Genomic DNA, 22,333 nt, shown 5'->3' on the forward strand with positions numbered 1-22,333 from the left:
TGTTATCAAGTTGTGAAATTACATTAAATAAATGAAAATGAATAGAGAGAAAGTTCAAATTTTTGATACCACCTTGAGAGATGGCGAACAAGTTCCGGGATGTAAATTAGATACCAATCAAAAACTCGTTATTGCAAATCGACTTGACGAAATGGGTGTTGACATCATCGAAGCTGGTTTTCCTGTGTCAAGTCCAGGTGATTTTTTATCTGTTTCAGAAATAAGTAAAGTTGTCAAAAATGCTATTGTTTGCGGATTGACAAGAGCGGTAAAAAATGATATTGATGTTGCGGCACAAGCTTTAAAATATGCAAAAAGACCACGTATTCATACCGGAATAGGAACTTCGGAATCACATATTGTACACAAATTAAATACAACCAGAGAAGATATTATTGCCCGAGCAAAATTTGCTGTTTCACATGCTAAATCATATGTTGAAGATGTTGAATTTTATGCCGAAGATGCAGGCAGAACGGACAATGAATTCTTGGCTATAGTCTGTGAAGAAGTCATTAAATCAGGTGCAACTGTACTTAATATTCCAGATACAACGGGTTATTGTTTGCCAGAAGAATATGGTGCAAAAATCAAGTATTTAAAAGAAAACGTAAAAGGAATTGAAAACGTAATCTTGTCTTGTCATTGTCATAATGATTTAGGAATGGCGACAGCTAATTCAATTGCAGGAGCCGTGAATGGAGCCAGACAAATAGAATGTACGATAAATGGAATAGGCGAAAGAGCCGGAAATACTGCTCTTGAAGAAGTCGTAATGATTTTCAAACAACATCCTTATTTGAATTTATATACTGATATTGATACAAAACAGTTAAACGAAATGAGTCGTTTGGTTTCTGAAAGTATGGGAATGATGGTACAACCCAATAAAGCCATTGTTGGAGCGAATGCCTTTGCCCACAGCTCCGGAATTCATCAAGATGGTGTGATAAAAAACAGAGCTACTTATGAAATCATGGATCCTTTAGATGTAGGCGTCAATGAATCCTTAATTGTTTTGACCGCCAGAAGTGGTAGAGCAGCATTAGCTTACAGATCCAAAAAAGTTGGATATGAACTTACAAAAGTGCAATTAGATATTGTTTATGTTGAATTTTTAAAGTTCGCCGACATTAAAAAAGAAGTGCTGGATGACGATATTCATCAAATAATTGAAGCCTGTAAAATGAATAAGGAATTAATCCTTAACTAAAATATTTTGATTTCTAATAAAATCTAAATCCTACTAATATGAACTTAAAAATAGCAGTACTTTCAGGAGACGGAATAGGTCCGGAGGTAATCTTACAAGCAAAAAAAGTCTTGTATGCAATTGGTGTGGTTTTCGATCATGAGTTTATTTTTGAAGATGCGCTTATTGGCGCTGTTGCTATTGAAAAGACAGGAACTCCACTGCCAGAGCAAACATTAAATCTTTGTCTGAATACAGATGCAATCTTGTTTGGAGCTGTTGATGACTCAAAATATGATGCTGTTTCAGATTCGAAATTGCGTCCGATTCAAGGATTATTAAAATTGAGACAAGCGTTAGGATTATATGCTAATATAAGACCTATCAAACCATATAACGACTTATTAGATTTGTCGCCTTTGAAAAGAAAAATAATCGAAGGTGCTGATTTTGTAATTTTCAGAGAAATTTCTGGAGGTTCTTATTTCAGTGAAAAAAAGACCAACGAACAAGGTACTTTAGCATCTGATTTATGTGAATATTCCGAAGAAGAAATTATTCGAATCAGTCATTTGGCCTTTAGAACAGCTCAGAAAAGAAAAAAGAAATTGACTTTGGTTGATAAAGCCAGTATCCTTGAAACGTCAAGATTATGGAGAAAAGTAGTAACTGAAATTGCAGAAGGTTATCCTGATGTAACCTTAGATTTTCTTTTTGTTGATAATGCTGCGATGCAAATAATCATTAATCCAAAACAGTTTGACGTCATTTTGACTGAAAATTTATTTGGTGATATTTTATCAGATGAAGCGAGTGTAATTACGGGTTCGATAGGATTATTGCCATCAGCATCTTTAGGAAATTCAAATGCACTTTTTGAGCCTATTCATGGTTCTTATCCAGAAGCTAAAAGAAAAAATATAGCTAATCCTATTGCTTCAATAGTATCTGCGGCAATGCTTTTGGAACATTTTGGTCTTCATATCGAATCCCAAAAAGTATACGAAGCAGTTCATAAAGCAATAGAATTAAATGTCGTCACGGCAGATTTAAATCCGTATTCAAAATTTGGAACAAACGAAGTGGGAGACTTTATCTCAAATTATATTTTAAGTAAAGACGACTTATATTTTAAAAGTGACAATGTCTACATAGGACAATCGACTATTGTTTAAAAAGCAATAATCAAAAATGCATTTAATAATTGAAAATGCATATAATATTTAGGTTAAATTTTTTTAGTACTATTTGTTTTTTATACTTTTGAAGCAAATAAAAATAAAAAATGCAAATCGTATCTATTATTTCTTCAATTATTAATGTCAATGTGATTATCACATGTGCAGAGGGAATGGTATAGATATAATTAAAAAAATATTTAAAACCTCCCAATTATTTTGGGAGGTTTTTTTTTGGAATAAATTTAAAAAATAGAGAAACAATCATAAAATGGAATTAAATAAATACAGTAAAATAATCACGCAAGATGAAACACAACCAGCTTCTCAGGCCATGTTGTACGGAATTGGATTAACTGAAGAAGATCTTAAAAAGGCGCAGATAGGAATTGTGAGTATGGGTTATGATGGAAACCCTTGTAATATGCACTTAAACGATTTGGCTAAAGATATTAAGACTGGCGTCTGGGCAGTAGATTTAGTTGGTTTGATTTTTAATACTATTGGTGTTAGTGATGGAATTTCAAATGGTAATGATGGAATGCGTTTTTCTTTGGTTTCTCGTGATGTAATTGCAGATTCTATTGAAACAGTTATGGGAGCACAATGGTATGATGGAATGATTGCTGTTCCGGGTTGCGATAAAAATATGCCAGGAGCATTAATGGCTATGGGTAGAGTAAATCGCCCTTCTATTATGGTTTATGGAGGTTCTATTCACCCAGGAAAATGGAAAGGTGAAGATTTGAATATTGTTTCTGCTTTTGAAGCATTAGGAAAAAAATTCAACAATACCATCACTCCTGAAGATTTCAAAGGTGTGATACAAAATGCATGTCCAGGTGCAGGTGCTTGTGGTGGAATGTACACAGCAAATACCATGTCATCAGCTATTGAAGCTTTAGGGATGAGTTTGCCTTACAGTTCTTCTAATCCTGCTTTGAGTCCTGAAAAGAAACAAGAATGTGCTGATGCTGGTAAAGCCATCAGAATACTATTGGAAAAAGATATTAAACCTCGAGACATTATGACTCGTAAAGCATTCGAAAATGCGATTACAATTGTGGCTGTCTTAGGAGGTTCTACAAATGCAGTGATGCACTTAATTGCAATGGCACACTCAGTAGGTGTTGATCTTACATTAAAAGATTTCCAAGATATTAGTGATAAAACTCCATTACTTGCTGACTTGAAGCCAAGCGGTAAATACTTGATGGAAGACCTGCATAATGTTGGTGGTGTTCCAGGAGTAATGAAATATTTATTGAAAGAAGGTTTCTTACATGGAGATTGTTTAACAGTAACCGGAAAAACAATTGCTGAAAACTTAGCTTCTGTTCCTGATTTGAATGATGGACAACAAGTGATTCATGAAATCCAAAAAGCATTAAAAGCTACTGGAAATATTCAAATTTTATACGGAAACATAGCTTCAGAAGGTTGTGTGGCTAAAATTAGCGGCAAAGAAGGTGAGTTTTTTGAAGGTACAGCAGTAGTTTTTGAAAACGAGCATGATGTGATTAAAGGAATTAGAGGTGGCGAAGTAAAACCAGGAAATGTGGTTGTTATTAGATATTGTGGCCCAAAAGGAGGTCCGGGAATGCCTGAAATGCTTAAACCAACATCCGCAATTATGGGAGCTGGCTTAGGAAGTACTGTTGCTTTAATTACTGACGGACGTTTTTCTGGAGGTTCTCACGGTTTCGTAGTAGGACACGTTACACCAGAAGCCTATGAAGGCGGAGGAATTGCTTTAATAGAAAATGGAGATGTGATTTCAATTGATGCTGTGAAAAATACTATCAATATGAAAATATCTGACGAAGAATTCGCAAAACGTAAAGCCAATTGGAAAAAACCAGAATCACCAATTAAACAAGGAGTGTTACTTAAATATATTCGTTCGGTCACAAGTGCCTCTGAAGGATGTGTAACCGATAAATAATCCCCACCCCAGCCCTCCCCAAAGGGGTGGGAGTTGACCAACAAATAATAACTGTAAATTCCCCTATGCCAGTTTTGGCTCTCCCTCCTTCGGAGGGGGTAAGGGGGGAGGAAAAATAATAAACGTACCCATGGGAACAAATAAAATATCCGGCGCCGAAGCCGTTATTAGATGCTTATTAGAAGAAGGAGTAGATTTGGTTTATGGCTATCCAGGTGGAGCTATAATGCCAGTTTACGACGAATTATATAAATTTAAAGATCAATTGCACCACGTTTTAGTGCGTCATGAACAAGGAGCTACACATGCTGCACAAGGTTTTGCAAGAGCAACAGGAAAAGTGGGAGTGGCGATTGCAACTTCGGGGCCGGGAGCAACAAATTTAGTCACAGGAATTGCTGATGCGCAAATCGATTCGACTCCTATGGTTTGTATTACAGGACAAGTAGGAAAGCATTTATTAGGGTCTGATGCATTCCAAGAAACAGATATCATTGGAATTTCGACTCCGGTAACCAAATGGAATTATCAAATTACCGAAGCATCTGAGATTCCAGAGATTATTGCAAAAGCATTTTATATTGCCAGATCAGGTCGTCCGGGTCCAGTATTAATAGATATTACAAAAAATGCTCAGTTTGACGAAATTGAATTCAGCTATAAAAAATGCACCAGTATTAGAAGTTACAATCCGAAACCAGTTTTAAATCTTGAAAAAGTAGCGGCAGCTGCTGAATTAATTAATACTGCTAAAAAACCATTTATCATATTTGGTCAAGGAGTAATTCTTAGTGAAGCAGAAGCAGAGTTAAAAGCTTTGGTTGAAAAATCAGGAATTCCGGCAGCTTGGACTATTTTAGGACTTTCGGCAATGCCAACAGATCATCCATTGAATGTAGGAATGGTGGGAATGCACGGAAATTACGGACCTAATGTTTTGACGAATGAATGTGATGTTTTAATAGCGCTTGGAATGCGTTTTGACGATCGTGTTACGGGAAATTTAGCTACTTACGCCAAACAGGCCAAAGTAATTCATTTTGAAATTGATCCAGCTGAAGTAGATAAGAATGTAAAAACTACTGTAGCGGTTTTGGCTGATGTAAAAGAGTCTTTAACAGCTTTACTTCCTTTAATTGAAAGTAACTCTCATGAATCTTGGCACAATGAATTTAAAGAGAAATATGAAATAGAATTAGAAGCGGTAATCAATGACGAGTTAAAACCAAAGAGAGAAGGAATTTCTATGGGAGAAACGATTGAAATGATTAACAAACATTCTAAAGGAGATGCCATTATGGTTTCGGATGTTGGACAACATCAAATGTTTGCGTGTCGTTATGCCAAATTCAATTCGACAAAAAGTAATGTGACATCTGGTGGTTTAGGAACTATGGGATTTGCTTTACCGGCTGCGATTGGCGCCAAAATGGGAATGCCAGATCGTGAAGTCGTAGCCATAATTGGTGATGGAGGTTTTCAAATGACTATTCAGGAATTAGGAACTATTTTCCAAACCAAAGTTCCTGTGAAAATTGTGGTATTAAACAATGAATTTTTAGGAATGGTTCGTCAGTGGCAACAATTGTTTTTTGACAAAAGATACGCTTCTACGGAAATGATCAATCCTAATTTTATAGCCATTGCTGAAGGCTATTATATCAAAGCGAAAAAAGTAACCAAAAGAGAAGATTTAGATGCTGCCGTTGCTGAAATGATGGCTTCAAAAGAATCCTATTTCCTTGAAGTTATGGTAGAAAAAGAAAATAACGTATTCCCAATGATTCCTACAGGAGCATCGGTTTCGGACATTCGTTTGTCCTAAAATAGTTTAAAGTTTAAGGTTTAAAGTTGTTGGAACCCGAAAATAATGTTGCGCAACTTTAAACTTTAAACGATAAAACTTTAAACATAAAAAAATGGAAAATAAAACATTCACCATTTCTGTTTATTCAGAAAACAACGTTGGCTTACTAAACAGAATATCTGGAATATTCTTGAAACGCCACATCAATATTTTGAGTTTAAATGTATCCGAATCTGAAATCGAAAATGTCTCCAGATTTATAATTGTTGTGAATACAACTGAAAAATGGGTCCATAACATCGTAGGACAAATCGAAAAACAAATCGAAGTCATCAAAGCATTTTATCATATTGATGAAGAAACTATTTTCTTGGAAAATGCATTATTCAAAATTGAATCGAGCTTACTTTTTGATGAAAAACAAATTCAGAATATAATTAAGGAAAGCCATTCTCAAATAGTTACGGTTGCAAGAGACTTTTTTGTGATTTCAAAATCGGGACAACGTGCTGAAATAGAATCGTTATACGAAAAATTGAAACCTTTTGGAATCATGCAATTTGTTCGCTCCGGAAGAATATCGGTTTCCAAAGCAAAAATGGAGATTTCAACATTATTAGAAGAACTTAAACAAGAACCTGTTTAGTTTTCAATTAGTAAACTTATCAATTATTAAATTTTACAATCATTAAATAATAAAAAATGGCAAATTATTTCAATTCATTACCACTTAGATTACAATTAGAACAATTAGGCGTTTGCGAATTCATGGACCAATCTGAATTTGTAAATGGAATTAAAGCTTTAGAAGGAAAAAAAGTAGTCATTGTAGGTTGTGGAGCACAAGGTTTGAACCAAGGATTGAACATGAGAGATTCTGGATTGGATATTTCTTATGCATTGCGCGCAGATGCAATTTCAGAGCAAAGAGCTTCGTTCAAGAATGCTTCTGATAATGGATTCAAAGTGGGAACGTATGAAGAATTAATCCCAACAGCTGATTTGGTTTGTAACCTTACGCCAGACAAGCAACATACTGCTGTAGTTACGGCAATCATGCCTTTGATGAAAAACGGATCAACTTTAGCGTATTCTCACGGTTTTAATATCGTAGAGGAAGGAATGCAAATTCGTAAAGACATCACTGTAATTATGTGTGCGCCAAAATGTCCAGGATCTGAAGTACGTGAAGAATATAAAAGAGGTTTTGGTGTACCAACTTTAATCGCGGTTCACCCAGAAAACAATCCAAACGGCGAAGGTTTTGAACAAGCTAAAGCCTATGCAGTTGCTACTGGTGGTCACAAAGCTGGAGTATTGAACTCTTCATTTGTAGCCGAAGTAAAATCGGATTTAATGGGAGAACAAACCATTCTTTGTGGAATGTTACAAACTGGTTCAATTTTATGTTTTGACAAAATGGTTGAAAAAGGAATCGAGCCGGCGTATGCTTCAAAATTAATTCAATACGGTTGGGAAACAGTAACGGAAGCTTTGAAACATGGTGGAATTACTAATATGATGGATCGTTTATCAAATCCTGCAAAAATTGAAGCGTATGAATTAGCAGATGAATTAAAAGACATCATGCGTCCGTTGTTTCAAAAACACATGGATGATATTATCTCTGGTGAATTTTCAAAAAACATGATGATTGACTGGGCTAATGATGATATTAATTTATTGACTTGGAGAGCTGCAACTGCAGAAACTAACTTCGAAAAAACAGCGCCTACAACAGCCGATATTTCGGAGCAAGAGTATTTTGATAATGGTGTTTTGATGATTGCAATGGTGAAAGCTGGTGTAGAATTAGCTTTTGAAACCATGACCCAAACAGGAATCATCGAAGAATCAGCGTATTATGAGTCTTTACACGAATTGCCTTTGATTGCAAATACTGTAGCAAGAAAAAAATTATATGAAATGAACCGAATCATTTCAGATACAGCAGAATATGGTTGTTATTTATTTGATCATGCTTGTAAACCGTTATTGACTGATTTCATGAAAACGGTAGATACTAATGTAATAGGAAAACCATTTTCAACTTCAAATAGAGTAGATAATACTGTTTTAATTGCTGTAAACAAAAGCATTCGTCAGCATCCAATTGAAGAAGTAGGGGAATGGTTGAGAGAATCGATGACTGCTATGAAAAAAATAGGATAATAAAACAGAAATTACCACACAAGAGGGTGTGTTGGGATTAGCACTATATCATTTTGTTTCATAATATCTTGGATTAGTTAAAAATATTAAAAAAGATAAATAGATATGGATGCTTTTACATTCGCTTAACTTTAAACAAGTTTAAGGTTAAGTGAAGTAATCCCTATGAAACACATTGGGAAGCAGTGAAAATAGACCTGTTTATTTTTCAACAAATCAAGCTGAAAATTTGTGTAGAATTTCTTGATTGAAACAAAATAGTTTTGGGTGATTATTGTTCAAAAAATCATCGTTTATGGTATTAAAATAATTGTTGTTAAAATTTGTTGATACAAAGGTGGGATAGATTTAAATCGATCTCGCCTTTTTGTATTTTATAAATTTTGTTAAAAACAATAAAAATTAAACAAATTAGTATTAAAAGTACTTTTTTATTTATAAATCTGTTTTTTTTTTAACTATTTATAATTTAAATAATTTTAAGAATAGCGAGAGATTTAATACTTTTATAAAAAATTATAACATGAGCTACTACAAAATTGAAAATCTAGAACAATATTTTAAACATTACAATAAATCAGTTCGTGAACCTAGAAAATTTTGGGGTAAAATAGCAGAAGAAAATTTCACTTGGTACCAACAATGGGACAAAGTTGTTGAGTTTAATATGGCTGATGCCGATATCAAATGGTTTACGGAAGCAAAAGTCAATATTGTAAAAAATTGTATTGACAGACATCTTGCTAAAAGAGGAGAAAAAACAGCAATTATTTTTGAACCAAATGACCCTTCAGAAGCAGCATTGCACATAACTTATAATGAATTGCACCAACGTGTTTGCAAAATGGCAAACGTATTGCGTGAACAAGGCATAAAAAAAGGAGATAGAGTTTGTATTTATTTACCAATGATTCCTGAATTAGCCGTTTCAGTATTAGCTTGTGCCAGAATTGGAGCCATACATTCTGTTGTTTTTGCAGGATTTTCTGCATCGGCAGTTGCTACGCGTATCAATGACAGCGAATGTAAAATGGTTATCACCTCAGATGGAGGTTTTCGTGGAAATAAAACGATTGACTTAAAAGGAATAATTGATGAAGCATTAGAAAAATGTCCTTGTGTAGAAAAAGTTTTAGTAACCAAAAGAATTCATACTAATATTAATATGGAAGAAGGTCGCGACCAATGGTTGCAGCCACTTTTGGATAAAGCTTCAGATAATAATGTTGCCGAAATTATGGATGCCGAAGATCCATTATTTATTTTATACACGTCTGGTTCAACTGGAAAACCAAAAGGAATGGTGCATACTACGGCTGGCTACATGGTCTACACCGCTTATACTTTTAAGAACGTTTTCAATTATGAGGAAAATGATGTTTTTTGGTGTACTGCCGATATCGGTTGGATTACCGGACATTCGTATATTCTTTATGGACCATTATTGAACGGTGCAACGACAGTGATTTTTGAAGGAGTTCCTTCTTATCCTGACTTTAGTCGCTTCTGGGAAGTAATCGAAAAACATAAAGTGACACAGTTTTATACGGCACCAACTGCTATTCGTGCCTTGGCAAAAGAAAATATAAAATTTGTACAAAAATATCCATTGAAGTCGCTTAAGGTAATTGGATCAGTAGGTGAACCAATCAATGAGGAAGCTTGGCACTGGTATAATGATCACGTGGGAGATAAAAGATGCCCTGTTGTAGATACGTGGTGGCAAACAGAAACGGGAGGAATTATGATTTCGCCAATTGCTTTTGTAACCCCAACAAAACCAACATACGCTTCGTTACCGTTACCGGGAATCCAACCCGTTTTGATGGACGAAAAGCGCAACGAAATTGAAGGCAATCAAGTCACTGGAAGTTTGTGCATTAAATTTCCTTGGCCGGGAATTGCCAGAACCATTTGGGGTGATCACCAGCGTTATAAAGACACCTATTTCTCTGCTTTTCCAGGTAAATATTTTACGGGAGACGGAGCTTTACGTGATGAAGTAGGGTATTATAGAATTACGGGTCGTGTAGATGATGTGGTAATTGTTTCAGGTCATAATCTGGGAACAGCACCAATAGAAGACGCGATTAATGAGCATCCAGCCGTTGCTGAATCAGCAATCGTAGGTTTCCCACATGACATCAAAGGAAATGCTTTATATGGTTTTGTTATTCTTAAAGAAACTGGAGAAACCAGAAATAAAGAAAACCTTACAAAAGAAATCAATCAACACATATCAGATCATATTGGACCAATTGCAAAATTAGACAAAATCCAATTTGTTTCTGGTTTGCCAAAAACCCGTTCGGGAAAAATCATGAGACGAATCCTTCGAAAGATTGCTGAAGGGGATTATTCGAACTTTGGAGATATATCAACTCTTCTAAATCCTGAAATTGTAGAGGAAATAAAAGAAGGAAAACTATAAATTAATTAAAAGCCGTTTTTAAAAACGGCTTTTTTTTTTTGAATATAAAATATGAAATTAGGACTTATTCAATATCAAATAATTATGTAAGTTTTATATGAAATAATATAGTTACTTTCTCAAACAAATCCATAAATTTACTTCTATATGAAAAACAATGAAGTTTTAATTATTGGTGGTGGATTAGCAGGATTGACTGTGGCTATACATTTATCTAAATTAGGACTTCAAGTTACAGTTATCGAAAAAAATAGTTATCCAAAACATAAAGTTTGTGGCGAATATATTTCTAATGAGGTTTTACCATATCTCAATTGGTTGGATTTAAACATAGCCGATTTAAATCCTACAAACATCACAAATCTTGAGTTTTCAACAGCAAGCGGAAAAACAATTAAAAGTGTCCTGCCACTTGGAGGTTTTGGCATCAGTCGTTTTTCTTTAGACGAATATTTGTATAAGAAAGCACTTGAAAACGGATGTAAAATTATTCATGACAATGTTGAAAATATTGTATTTGAAAACAATCAATTTATAGTTACAACTACTAATAATAATAGCATTTTAAAATCAGAAATTGTTATTGGCGCTTTTGGCAAACGTTCCAATGTAGATCAAAAAATGAATCGGGATTTTATTAATAAAAAATCATATTGGTTGGCGGTCAAAGCACATTATTCGGGAGATTTTCCAAACGATGTAGTTGGTTTGCATAATTTCAAAGGTGGATATTGTGGTGTTTCTAAAGTAGAAAACCAGGCGATTAACATCTGTTATTTAGCAGATTATGAAACTTTTAAAAAGTATAAAAATATTGAGGAATATCAAAATAGTGTAGTTTCTGAAAACCCTCATTTAAGAGTGATTTTCGAAAAAAGCAGTTTACTTTTTGAAAAACCTTTAACCATAAGTCAAATATCTTTCGAAAAAAAACAAGCCGTTGAAAATCATATTCTAATGATTGGCGATACCGCAGGACTAATTCATCCTTTGTGCGGAAACGGAATGGCAATGGCAATTCATAGTGCCAAAATTGCTTCAGAATTAGTTCATAAATATTATACTAATGAAATTAAATCCAGAAAAGAATTGGAAGAAAAATACATTCACGAATGGAATTTAAATTTCAAAAAAAGACTTAAAACTGGCCGCTTTTTATCTAGTATTTTGCAAAAACCAAAACTTTCAGCCGTATTGATGCGTATATTAATTATATTTCCATTTTTATTGCCAATTATCATTAAAAAAACGCACGGAAAGCCAATCATTCTAAAATCCTAAATGACACTAAACACTAAATATAGAACTGATAAACCTGAAATCATGGACGATTTTGCCATGGAAGGAGAGATTTTACGCGATGCTTTGGATAAAATTGCTAAAATTAATCAACTTTTGGGAGGAAATCAGTTAACTTTAAAAGGAGTAACAGAATTGATTCAGAATTTCAAATCAAAAGAAATTGTAATTGTGGACGTAGGTTGTGGCAATGGAGATATGTTGCGGACTTTAGCTGATTTTGGACTCAAAAATAATTTGAATTTCAAGTTAATAGGCATTGATGCAAACAATTTTACAATTTCACATGCACGAAAATTGTCCGATAAATACGCTAATATTAGTTATCGTTGTGAGAATATTTTTGATGAATCATTTAAGCAATTAAAGTATGATATTGTTTTGTGTACTTTGACGTTACATCATTTCAAAGACGATGAAATCATACAGTTATTGAATGTTTTTCATAATAATGCATCCATCGGAATTGTAATCAATGATTTACATCGAAGTGCGATTGCCTATCGTTTATTTCAAGCTTTATGTTTTGTGTTTCAATTGAATGATATGTCTAGAGAAGACGGCTTGACTTCGATTTTAAGAGGTTTTAAAAAAGAAGAATTGATAGAGTTCTCGAAAAAATTAAATTTTAAAAACTATAAAATTCATTGGAAATGGGCTTTTCGATACCAATGGATAATTTCTAAAATATGAGTGTAAAAATCAAAACCGTAACCAAACAGTTACCAAAATATTCCAGAAATACAGATGAAATTATTCCTTTTTTGGATACTTGGCTCGTTGGACAAGACGAGCGTTTCATTAGAAAAGTAAAGAAAATTTTTGAAGGAGCCGCTGTTGATAAACGCTATTCCATTATGGATCCGATTGAAGTATTTACCAAAACTTCTTTTGAAGAAAGAAACGATATCTATGTTCGTGAAGTCATCGATTTAGGTGAAAAAGTTTTAGAAAAAGCCTTGAAAAAAGCGAATTGGAACCCTGAAGATTTAGATTACATCATTACAGTTAGTTGCACCGGAATAATGATTCCTTCACTGGATGCTTATTTGATTAATACATTAAAATTACGTCAGGATATCGTTCGGCTTCCCGTTACTGAAATGGGTTGTGCCGCTGGTATTTCAGGAATTATTTATGCTAAAAACTTCTTGCAGGCCAATCCCGGAAAACGCGCTGCTGTAATTGCAGTTGAAAGTCCAACGGCAACCTTTCAATTGGATGATTTCTCGATGGCAAATATTGTAAGTGCTGCTATTTTTGGTGATGGAGCTGCTTGCGTTTTACTCTCTTCGCATGAAGATGATAAAGGACCGGAAATTGTATCAGAGGAGATGTATCATTTTTATGATAACATCCACATGATGGGTTTTAAACTCACCAATTCTGGATTGCAAATGGTATTGGACATTGAAGTTCCAGAAACGATTGCTTCTCATTTTCCCGATATTATTCATCCATTTTTAGAAAAAAACAATTTAAGAATAGAAGATATTAATCATTTAATTTTTCATCCCGGAGGAAAGAAAATTGTACAAACAGTAGAAAGTTTATTTTCTAGTTTAGGTAAAAATATAGATGATACTAAAGAAGTTTTGCGTTTGTATGGAAATATGTCAAGTGCAACGGTTTTATATGTTTTAGAGCGAATAATGGACAATCAGCCTAAAAAAGGAGAAAAAGGATTAATGTTGAGTTTTGGTCCGGGTTTTTCAGCACAACGCGTTTTATTGCAGTTTTAAATCAGTGTTCAAAAATATGACTAACCAAGAAATCATAGCAAAATTACCGTATTCCAAACCGTTTTTGTTTGTGGACGAAATTCTTCAAATCAATGAAAATGGGGTAGAAGGAACCTACACTTTTGATGGAAACCTTGATTTTTACAAAGGACATTTTAAAGATAATCCAGTAACTCCAGGAGTTATTTTAACGGAAGTTATGGCGCAAATTGGATTAGTTTGTCTTGGGATTTTTTTATTGGATGATTCATTTAGTACAACTACTTCAATCGCCTTAACATCAACAGAAATAGAATTTTTAAAACCTGTTTTTCCTAAAGAAAAAGTGACCGTGATTTCAGAAAAAGTATACTTTAGATTCGGAAAATTAAAATGTAAAGTCATTATGAAGAATGAAAAAGGTGAAGAGGTTTGTACAGGAATAATTGCCGGAATGATAATTTCTAAATAAATGAAAAAACGTGTCGTAGTTACTGGTCTTGGTGTTGTTGCTCCAAATGGAGTAGGACTTGATGCGTTTACTCATGCCATCAAAAATGGAATTTCAGGAATAAAGCATGATCCAGAATTGGAACGATTGCAATTTTCTTGTCAAATAGCAGGAAAACCAGAAATTTCTACTGAATTAGCTTTAAAATATTTCTCCGAACTAGAGTTGAGAAACTTCAATTCTACGGGAATTTTATATGGAGTGATTGCCGGAATTGACGCTTGGAAAGATGCAGGATTATCTTTGGAAATAAATGAAGAACCGGATTGGGACAGCGGAACTATTTTTGGAACAGGAACTTCTGGAATTGATAAATTTCGGGAAAGCATTTATAAAATAGATGATTTTCAAACGCGAAGATTGGGCAGTACTGCCGTAGCGCAAACGATGAATAGTGGCGTAAGTGCTTATCTGGGCGGAAAATTAGGATTGGGAAATCAAGTGTCAACTAATTCTTCAGCTTGTACAACTGGAACCGAAAGTATTTTGATGTCGTATGAACGTATAAAATCCGGTCAGGCCAAACGCATTTTAGCAGGAAGCACAAGCGATTCCGGACCATATATTTGGGGTGGCTTTGACGCGATGAAAGTATGTACTTTTAAGCATAATGAAAATCCGGAACAAGGCTCAAGACCAATGTCAGCAAGTGCTTCAGGATTTGTTCCCGGAAGTGGAGCAGGAGCTTTGGTTTTGGAAGATTTAGAAAGTGCGATTGCCCGAGGAGCTACAATCTATGCCGAAGTTTTGGGAGGAAATGTAAATTCTGGCGGACAACGCGGTTTAGGAACGATGACTGCTCCAAATCCTATTGCTGTGCAGAAATGTATTCAAAATGCTATTGAAAATGCAGGAATTTCAGCCAATGAAATTGACGCAATCAACGGACATTTGACAGCCACTTCCAAAGACAGTTTGGAAATTCAGAATTGGAGTGAAGCTTTGGGTAGAAAAGGAAAAGATTTCCCATACATAAACTCTTTGAAATCAATGGTAGGTCATTGTTTGTCAGGTGCGGGAAGTATTGAAAGTGTGGCTTCGGTACTGCAATTGCATCATGGATTTATTTTTCCGAATATCAATTGTACCGATTTACATTCTGAAATTACAGCAATAATTGATGAATCGAGAATACCACAACAACTGATTGAAAAGGAATTGAATATAATTGCAAAGGCCAGTTTTGGTTTTGGCGATGTAAATGGATGCGTAATTTTTAAGAAATATATTTAGTCACATATTCGTAGGTAATTTAGAATTCAATACATTAACAAAAAGTAAAAATTATGAATAAAGAACAAACAATTGAAGAATTAAAAAATATAGTAAAGCCGTATATTCAAAATCAAGAAGCTTTTGATGTGCTTACAGAAGATACTGATTTTATAAATGATTTGAAAATCAATTCTGCTAATTTAGTAGATGTGATTTTAGACATTGAGGAGAAATATGACATTGTAATTGATAATGAGGCTATGGAACGCATGATTAATGTAAAAGCAGCAATGGAAATTATCGAAAATAAGTTGTCAGAAAAAAATTCGTGAATTAGCAGTAAAAATTCAGTAAATAAATGATTGGAAACGACATTGTAGATTTGGCTTTAGCCAAAAAAGAAAGTAACTGGCAACGCAATCGCTTTTTAGATAAAATATTTACTAAAAACGAGCAGCAATTGATTTTGAATGATACGAATCCAGAAATTATAGTTTGGAATTTATGGTCTAGAAAAGAGGCAGCTTATAAAATCTACAATCGAGAAACAGGAATTCGTGGTTTTTTTCCACTGAAATTAGAATGTTCTTTCGAAAACGCAACTTTGGGAACAGTTTCTATAAAAGAGAAAATATATTTCACTCAAAGTAAAATTCAAAACGATTCAATCTATACAATTGCCGTGGCAAATAAAAAACATTTCGACAAGATTGAAAATATTAGTTCTTCCGATGAAATCTTTAAAAATAACGGAATACCTTTTATAATCGATTTCGATTCAAAAATAAAAAAATTGGTTTCCATAACCCATCACGGAAGATTTTGGAAAGGAATAACTCTGACGGATTAAAGAAAATATTACTTTATACCTAGTCTAGATTTCAATTTCAAAAATAATAAAGCCGTTTTATAGGCATCTTCAGCAGATGAATTTCGGTCACTTTTTGGAATATTGTAAGCGGTGCATAGTTCATCCAATGAAAATTGTTTATCATTAATATCATTCAGTTTTCGATGCATAACATCAACATCAAGAGCTTCATTCTTCAATCGCCCGCAATCTAATCGTTCTAATGCAGCATTGATCATTTCCACATCAAAATCAATATGGTGCCCCACTAAAATAGAATTTCCAATAAATTCAATAAAGGATTTTATGGCATCAGACTCACCCAATTTTTTCATTTTACTTTCTACTAAAAATTCATTAGAAAGTCCGTTATCATGAAAAAATTTATATTGCAATAAAACTGCTTCAAAACTATCACCAATAGCGATACTATCATTTGTAACCGCAAATGATCCAATAGACAAAATGACATCTTTATTCGGATTTAATCCAGAAGTTTCAGTGGATAAAACAACAAATCGAGTGGATTTCTTATCAAATTTAGAAACATAGGTTTTCCAAAATTCAGGATATTCTTTGTTAATATTTTTAAGCCAGTCTAACATAATTATGAAAATTGAGTAAGTTGAAATTTACTTTTAATTAATTCCTCTAATTCTCTCATAGGAGCTAGAGCATTTTTTAATTTTTCTCTATCAATTTTTGAAAGTTCATTCAAATTTATAAATTGCCCAGAGTTATCATTCTTTAAACCTTCGAGCGTTCTAAATTTAGATAAAATCAAAAATGCTTCACCACAATTAAGATAAATTTCTGCATGTTTTGGGTCTGTGATGGCTAACTGCTTGAACCTTTGAAAAGTGTTGTTGATTCCTCGGATATCAAAATTTAAAATAAATAAACGTGACCCATCAATCAAAGGCATCAAAGCGCGAGTTTTGATATCAAATTTATCTTTGTTAGGACCTTCTTCTTCCACAATGAAATTTTTGAAAAAAGTCAATGGTGAATTTTTTCTCAAGGCATCGTTACCCAAGAAATCAAAGAAGAGTGTATTATTTTTGGCATTTTTAAAAACAACATTTCCAATGGCATCTTCAATCTTTTGTTCGCCAAAAGTAATTTCGTAATCAAAGAAAATACTGCTTAAATCATTACTGTTTTCACCTGGAGTGTTCATCCAACTGTCATATTGTTTTGTCCAATCAGTCAGTGATTTACACCAAAGCATATTGCTTCCCATATGTCCGTTTGGACATAATTCATAACCAATTTTTTCTAATGTAGCGGTTGTTCTTTTTCCAAGTCTAAGGAAATAATCTTTCACTTCACGATATTTTTCAGCTGCAACATCTTCAAAAATTAAGATGCTGTCCTGATCCGTCAACAATAACTGTTCTTTTCTTCCTTGACTTCCTATACTTAACCACGCAAAACGGGCAGGAGGAGAGCCTAAATCCAAAATAGATAATTCAACGGAGCGTTTAATGATAGCCAAATTAATTTCGCTGGCAATATTAAAAATGTGTGAAAGCGGAATGTTTTTAGAAATTGAAGTCTGAATCAAATCGGTGAGTCGTTCCCGAATTTGTTTTAGTTCTTTTGGTGATTGGCAACGTTTTATTTCTTTGATTAAAACCCCCGGATTATTGGCTTGAGCCACTATTAAATCGTGTTCTGATATAATTCCTTTCACATCAGATTTGTCAGTTCCATCCTGAGTTACACACAAATGCGTCACATTGTGCTTTAACATCAATAATTGAGCTTCCGCAAGAGAAACATTTTCAACTACTGTGATCACTGGTGATGACATGATTTTATCCACTGAAACAGTTACTGGATATCTGCCAGTGGCAATTTTAGAACGCATATCAGTATCTGTAATAATACCTAAAGGAATATTATTATCACATACTACGATATTATTTTTTAATGATTCGGTCATTAATTGTGCAACATCCTTTGCAATTGCTGTAACCGTTGTTTTTAAAGGAGAAGTATTATAGGATAAAGATTGAAAATATTGCATTTCCGATTGCTGATCCGAATAGAACACATTATCAGAGATCAATTTTCCTATTAGATTTTCTTTATCTTTAGGATTACGGGTGTTTACTGCAAAACTTTCCAATAAAAAATTTAGAACTTCAGAATTATTGGCTACAAAAGGGCGAAAAGTAGCTATAGGAATAGCGTAAACAATACTTTCTTCTCTGGCTTTAGCGGTCATCATGTAATTATTTTTGGCAAAAAACGGGCGCAAACCAAAAATATCTCCTTCATTACATTTGTTTAATAATGTTTCCTCAGCATCAGCTATAACAGATAAATTGATCACTCCTGAAGCTACTACATAAAAGCTATCGTGCAAAAGATCATTTATTTGAAATAATATTTTATGTTTTTCCAAATTTACAACGCGAATGCTGATTGCAATTTCAGATAACTCTTCAAATGTCAAGTGATTAAATGGTGGATATTCCTTTAAAAAATCAGCAATGTGCTCAGCAATTGTATTCATAGTTTGGCAAATAAATAATCTATATTTCTGTAAAAATAACAAATTTAAAAATTATAACACTACCAATAATGAGGCAAAACAGTTAAATTATACATTACTTAATTTTTTCATAAATTAAATGACCATTATGATGAATTATAGCAACTTTTTTTACTTTTATAGCTTAACTAATACATTTAAATTATGAAATTACTTAGAAAAATACATTTTTCTTTTATCGCATTATTGATTGTAAATTTTATTAATGCGCAGGACAAACCCACATCAACAAAGGAAGTTGTAACCGGGAAAATTAATGGAGCCACAATCACCATTAATTATGGTAGTCCTTCGGTAAAAGGCAGAGAGATTTGGGGAAAATTAGTGCCATTTAATCAAGTTTGGCGTGCCGGAGCGAATGATGCAACAACTTTTGAAACTGATAAAGAAGTAACTATTGAAGGTTCAAAATTACCTGCTGGTAAATATTCTTTTTTTATTATTCCAAATGAAAAAGAATGTGTAATCATTTTCAATAAAGAAGCAAAACAATGGGGCGCTTATAAATACAAAGAAAAAGAAGATCAATTAAGAGTTACGGTTAAGCAAAAAGTTGCTAAAGCAAAAGCTGAAAAATTAGTTTACCTTATCGAAAAAAATACGGTTTCGTTAAATTGGGATAATTGGACGATACAATTTTCAGTAAAGTAAGTTCATAGGTTTTTATAATTTTATAAACAGCATCGACAATAGTAGATGCTGTTTTTTTCATATTAAATGTAGTGGTTTTCATAAAGTCTATTTTACATAATATAAATTATAGTTCATTTAAATATACGAATGTATTTTAGCAAAAAACTTATATTTAAAAGCCTTTCGATTTAAATCACTTGATAATTATTTACCTTTGCAAAAAATTAAAAAAAAACAATTTTCATGAGCGATTCCGAAATGACAAAAACAAGATATATAAAATTGATCCTGATTTTAGGCTCACTAACAGCTTTAGGTCCGTTTTCAATTGACATGTATTTACCTGGTTTTGCTGGGATTGCTAAAGACTTGAATACTTCCGTTGCTAATGTTTCGATGACTTTATCTAGTTATTTTATCGGAATTTCCGCAGGACAATTGCTTTATGGACCTTTATTAGACCGTTTTGGTCGAAAAAAACCTTTATTTATAGGATTGTTAGTTTACATATTAGCATCATTAGGTTGCGTTTTTGTAACTGATATTGATACTTTTATTGGATTACGATTTATTCAAGCTGTTGGTAGTTGTGCTGCTACAGTAGCTTCTGTTTCTATGGTTCGGGATTTGTTTCCAGTAAAAGATATTCCAAAAGTATTTTCTTTATTAATGTTAGTTGTTGGGCTTTCGCCAATGTTGGCGCCGACTATTGGTGGTTACGTTACCGCAGATTATGGTTGGCATACCGTATTTTTTATATTGATGTGCATGGGAATTGTAATTCTTATAGCTGCCCAAATCGTTTTACCAAACAGTTATTTGCCTGATACTTCTATTTCTTTAAAACCAAAACCTATTATCAGCAACTTTATTAGCATTCTGAAAGAACCTCAATTTTATACGTATGCTTTTGCTGGTGCGATTGCTTTCTCCGGATTGTTTACTTATGTTGCGGCTTCTCCTATTTTATTTATGGATGTTTTTGAAGTTGATGCAAAAACGTATGGCTGGATATTTGCCTTTATGTCTTTAAGTTTTATAAGTGCCAGCCAATTAAATTCATTGTTATTAAGAAAATTTAATAGTGAACTAATGATTCTAGGTGCATTAATTTCACAGGCAGGAATTAGTGTTTTATTTCTGATTTTGGCAATAAATGATCTTTTAGGTTTATATGAAACCATTGCAATGTTGTTTTTATTTCTGGCGTGTTTAGGCATCTCAAATCCCAATACTGCGGGACTTACCCTTGCTCCATTTTCAAGAAATGCCGGTAGTGCCTCCGCATTGATGGGCGCGATTCAGTTAGGTTTAGGTGCTTTAGCATCTTTTGCAGTGGGCGTTTTTGTAAAAAATTCTATGTTGCCAATGGTTTGGATTATGACAGTTTCTACAATTCTGGCACTGATTATTTTAATTTTTGGAAAACGAAACATAAAAAAAACTATTACAACTTCCGGTGATGAAGAAATTGTAATAGTTCATTAAATATAAATTCGATTAAGTGCTATTTTACTTCTGTCTTTATCTTTTTATCGGGTCTTATAATCATTCGAAGTGATTGATCTTTAGCGAAATAAGCAATCATCCAGTTAAAGAATGTTTTCACTCTGTTGCGATAAGTAATCAATGATATGAGATGAATAAACAGCCATATAATCCAGGCAAAAAAGCCTTTGAAATGCATTTTTGGTTTTGGTAGATCCACTACAGCCTTATTTTTTCCAATAATAGCCATAGATCCTTTATCATTATATTTAAAGGGTTTAAATGGCTTTTTTTGACTCATTCTTTTAAAATTATTAGCCAAATTTATTCCTTGTTGAATCGCAACTTGAGCCACTTGCGGATGACCATTAGGAAAATCGGTATCTGTAAGTTGAATACAAGTATCGCCTATTGCATAGATATTTTCAGTACCATTCACTTTATTGAAGGCATCAGTAGCCATTCTTTTTCCACGACCATAACTCTCAGCCGGAATTCCTTCAAATATTTTTGCAGAAACTCCAGCGGCCCAAATTAAATTCTTAGTTTGAATGGTTTCGCCATTTCCAAAATACACGGTGTCATCAATATAATCTACCACAGTAGTGTTTAATTTTACTACAACACCCAATTTTGTCAATGCATCCAGTGTGTCTTCCTGCGATGCTTTACTCATAGGTGATAATACGGCATTTGCGCCGTCAACCAGATAAATATTGCTTGCGGTAGTACTTAATTCCGGATATTCTTTCAACAAAATACTTTTACGCATTTCAGCAAACATTCCAGAAACTTCCACTCCTGTTGGACCGCCGCCAGCCACAACAATAGTTAATAATTTTCGGCGTTCGCGAATGTCTTTGCAAATGGCTGCTTTTTCCAAATTTTTCAATAATGTATTACGCATCACAATGGCATCATTAAGCGTTTTCATTGGAATAGCATTTTTCTTTACGTTTTCCATTCCAAAGTAACTTGTTTCGGCACCAGTGGCAAAAACTAGGTAATCGTATGTTAATTCTCCATTGTTGAGGATGATTTTATTTTCGGAAGGATTTACTTTTAATAAATTTCCAAGACGGAATTGTAGATTTTTTTTCCCTGAGAAAAATTTTCGAAATGGATAACTGATACTGGACGGTTCTAAAAAAGCCGTTGCAACCTGATATATAAGCGGAGCAAAGAAATTATAATTGTTTTTATCTACGAGCGTTACGTTGATACCTTTTTCGTTTACTAGTTCTTTAGCAAGATTAATTCCCGCAAATCCTCCACCTATTATTACAATTTCCATAAAGTATTATTTAATATTCAATCAAAAAAAAACA

Annotated in this window: 19 protein-coding genes; 16 read left to right on the plus strand and 3 right to left on the minus strand. The window is 33.5% G+C overall.

Annotation, left to right across the window (positions count from 1 at the left end; all coding sequences use genetic code 11):
- Nucleotides 1-37: 37 nt before the first annotated feature.
- From DR980_RS03165 to DR980_RS03230, 14 genes are all read left to right on the plus strand, one after another.
- Entirely contained in the window at nucleotides 38-1,213 is a 1,176-nt protein-coding gene (locus DR980_RS03165; protein WP_091170178.1) for a 2-isopropylmalate synthase, read from the plus strand.
- Nucleotides 1,214-1,251: 38 nt separating this feature from the next.
- On the plus strand, nucleotides 1,252-2,367 hold the full coding sequence (leuB, locus tag DR980_RS03170; RefSeq protein ID WP_113633814.1) for a 3-isopropylmalate dehydrogenase: 1,116 nt from the start codon (nucleotides 1,252-1,254) through the stop codon (nucleotides 2,365-2,367).
- Between the two features lie 274 nt (nucleotides 2,368-2,641).
- A complete protein-coding gene (ilvD, locus tag DR980_RS03175; RefSeq protein ID WP_113633815.1) occupies nucleotides 2,642-4,315 on the plus strand; it encodes a dihydroxy-acid dehydratase in 1,674 nt (557 codons plus the stop codon).
- A gap of 130 nt (nucleotides 4,316-4,445) precedes the next feature.
- Nucleotides 4,446-6,140: a biosynthetic-type acetolactate synthase large subunit gene (gene ilvB / locus DR980_RS03180; protein WP_113633816.1), complete on the plus strand. Its 1,695-nt coding sequence runs from the start codon at nucleotides 4,446-4,448 to the stop codon at nucleotides 6,138-6,140.
- Between the two features lie 94 nt (nucleotides 6,141-6,234).
- Nucleotides 6,235-6,768, plus strand: coding sequence for an acetolactate synthase small subunit (gene ilvN, locus DR980_RS03185; RefSeq protein WP_091204986.1), 534 nt, complete (start codon nucleotides 6,235-6,237; stop codon nucleotides 6,766-6,768).
- Nucleotides 6,769-6,824: 56 nt separating this feature from the next.
- Complete coding sequence (ilvC, locus tag DR980_RS03190; RefSeq protein ID WP_113633817.1) at nucleotides 6,825-8,294, plus strand: ketol-acid reductoisomerase; 1,470 nt, start codon at nucleotides 6,825-6,827, stop codon at nucleotides 8,292-8,294.
- A 523-nt stretch (nucleotides 8,295-8,817) separates the two neighbouring features.
- Nucleotides 8,818-10,725, plus strand: coding sequence for an acetate--CoA ligase (gene acs, locus DR980_RS03195; RefSeq protein WP_113633818.1), 1,908 nt, complete (start codon nucleotides 8,818-8,820; stop codon nucleotides 10,723-10,725).
- A 147-nt stretch (nucleotides 10,726-10,872) separates the two neighbouring features.
- Complete coding sequence (locus DR980_RS03200) at nucleotides 10,873-12,006, plus strand: NAD(P)/FAD-dependent oxidoreductase (protein ID WP_113633819.1); 1,134 nt, start codon at nucleotides 10,873-10,875, stop codon at nucleotides 12,004-12,006.
- On the plus strand, nucleotides 12,007-12,717 hold the full coding sequence (locus DR980_RS03205) for a methyltransferase domain-containing protein (protein ID WP_113633820.1): 711 nt from the start codon (nucleotides 12,007-12,009) through the stop codon (nucleotides 12,715-12,717).
- Nucleotides 12,714-13,766, plus strand: a complete 1,053-nt coding sequence (locus DR980_RS03210) for a type III polyketide synthase (RefSeq protein ID WP_113633821.1) — start codon at nucleotides 12,714-12,716, stop codon at nucleotides 13,764-13,766. Before DR980_RS03205 ends, DR980_RS03210 begins: the two co-directional genes overlap by 4 nt.
- A gap of 16 nt (nucleotides 13,767-13,782) precedes the next feature.
- Entirely contained in the window at nucleotides 13,783-14,217 is a 435-nt protein-coding gene (locus DR980_RS03215) for a 3-hydroxyacyl-ACP dehydratase FabZ family protein (protein ID WP_113633822.1), read from the plus strand.
- The gene (locus tag DR980_RS03220; protein WP_113633823.1) at nucleotides 14,218-15,489 is read left to right on the plus strand and encodes a beta-ketoacyl-[acyl-carrier-protein] synthase family protein; all 1,272 of its coding nucleotides are present in this window, start codon (nucleotides 14,218-14,220) and stop codon (nucleotides 15,487-15,489) included.
- 53 nt (nucleotides 15,490-15,542) lie between these two features.
- Nucleotides 15,543-15,803, plus strand: a complete 261-nt coding sequence (locus DR980_RS03225) for an acyl carrier protein (protein ID WP_113633824.1) — start codon at nucleotides 15,543-15,545, stop codon at nucleotides 15,801-15,803.
- 26 nt (nucleotides 15,804-15,829) lie between these two features.
- Entirely contained in the window at nucleotides 15,830-16,321 is a 492-nt protein-coding gene (locus DR980_RS03230) for a 4'-phosphopantetheinyl transferase family protein (RefSeq protein WP_113633825.1), read from the plus strand.
- 8 nt (nucleotides 16,322-16,329) lie between these two features.
- Here the strand turns inward: DR980_RS03230 and DR980_RS03235 are convergent, their stop codons facing one another.
- Together DR980_RS03235 and DR980_RS03240 are read right to left on the minus strand one after the other, a co-directional pair.
- Nucleotides 16,330-16,926 carry a 3'-5' exonuclease gene (locus DR980_RS03235; RefSeq protein ID WP_113633826.1) on the minus strand — a complete coding sequence of 199 codons (597 nt, stop codon included), beginning with the start codon at nucleotides 16,924-16,926 and terminating at the stop codon, nucleotides 16,330-16,332.
- 2 nt (nucleotides 16,927-16,928) lie between these two features.
- Complete coding sequence (locus DR980_RS03240) at nucleotides 16,929-18,845, minus strand: DUF294 nucleotidyltransferase-like domain-containing protein (RefSeq protein WP_113633827.1); 1,917 nt, start codon at nucleotides 18,843-18,845, stop codon at nucleotides 16,929-16,931.
- A 183-nt stretch (nucleotides 18,846-19,028) separates the two neighbouring features.
- Between DR980_RS03240 and DR980_RS03245 the strand changes: the two genes are divergently transcribed.
- Both DR980_RS03245 and DR980_RS03250 read left to right on the plus strand, forming a co-directional pair.
- Nucleotides 19,029-19,535 (plus strand): DUF2911 domain-containing protein, encoded by a 507-nt coding sequence (locus DR980_RS03245; RefSeq protein ID WP_113633828.1) that lies wholly within the window; start codon nucleotides 19,029-19,031, stop codon nucleotides 19,533-19,535.
- Nucleotides 19,536-19,775: 240 nt separating this feature from the next.
- Nucleotides 19,776-21,005 carry a multidrug effflux MFS transporter gene (locus DR980_RS03250; RefSeq protein ID WP_113633948.1) on the plus strand — a complete coding sequence of 410 codons (1,230 nt, stop codon included), beginning with the start codon at nucleotides 19,776-19,778 and terminating at the stop codon, nucleotides 21,003-21,005.
- Between the two features lie 19 nt (nucleotides 21,006-21,024).
- Here the strand turns inward: DR980_RS03250 and DR980_RS03255 are convergent, their stop codons facing one another.
- Nucleotides 21,025-22,299, minus strand: coding sequence for an NAD(P)/FAD-dependent oxidoreductase (locus tag DR980_RS03255; RefSeq protein WP_113633829.1), 1,275 nt, complete (start codon nucleotides 22,297-22,299; stop codon nucleotides 21,025-21,027).
- Nucleotides 22,300-22,333: the final 34 nt, after the last annotated feature.

Source organism: Flavobacterium psychrolimnae, from assembly GCF_003312425.1.
In the GTDB taxonomy this organism is placed as follows: domain Bacteria; phylum Bacteroidota; class Bacteroidia; order Flavobacteriales; family Flavobacteriaceae; genus Flavobacterium; species Flavobacterium psychrolimnae.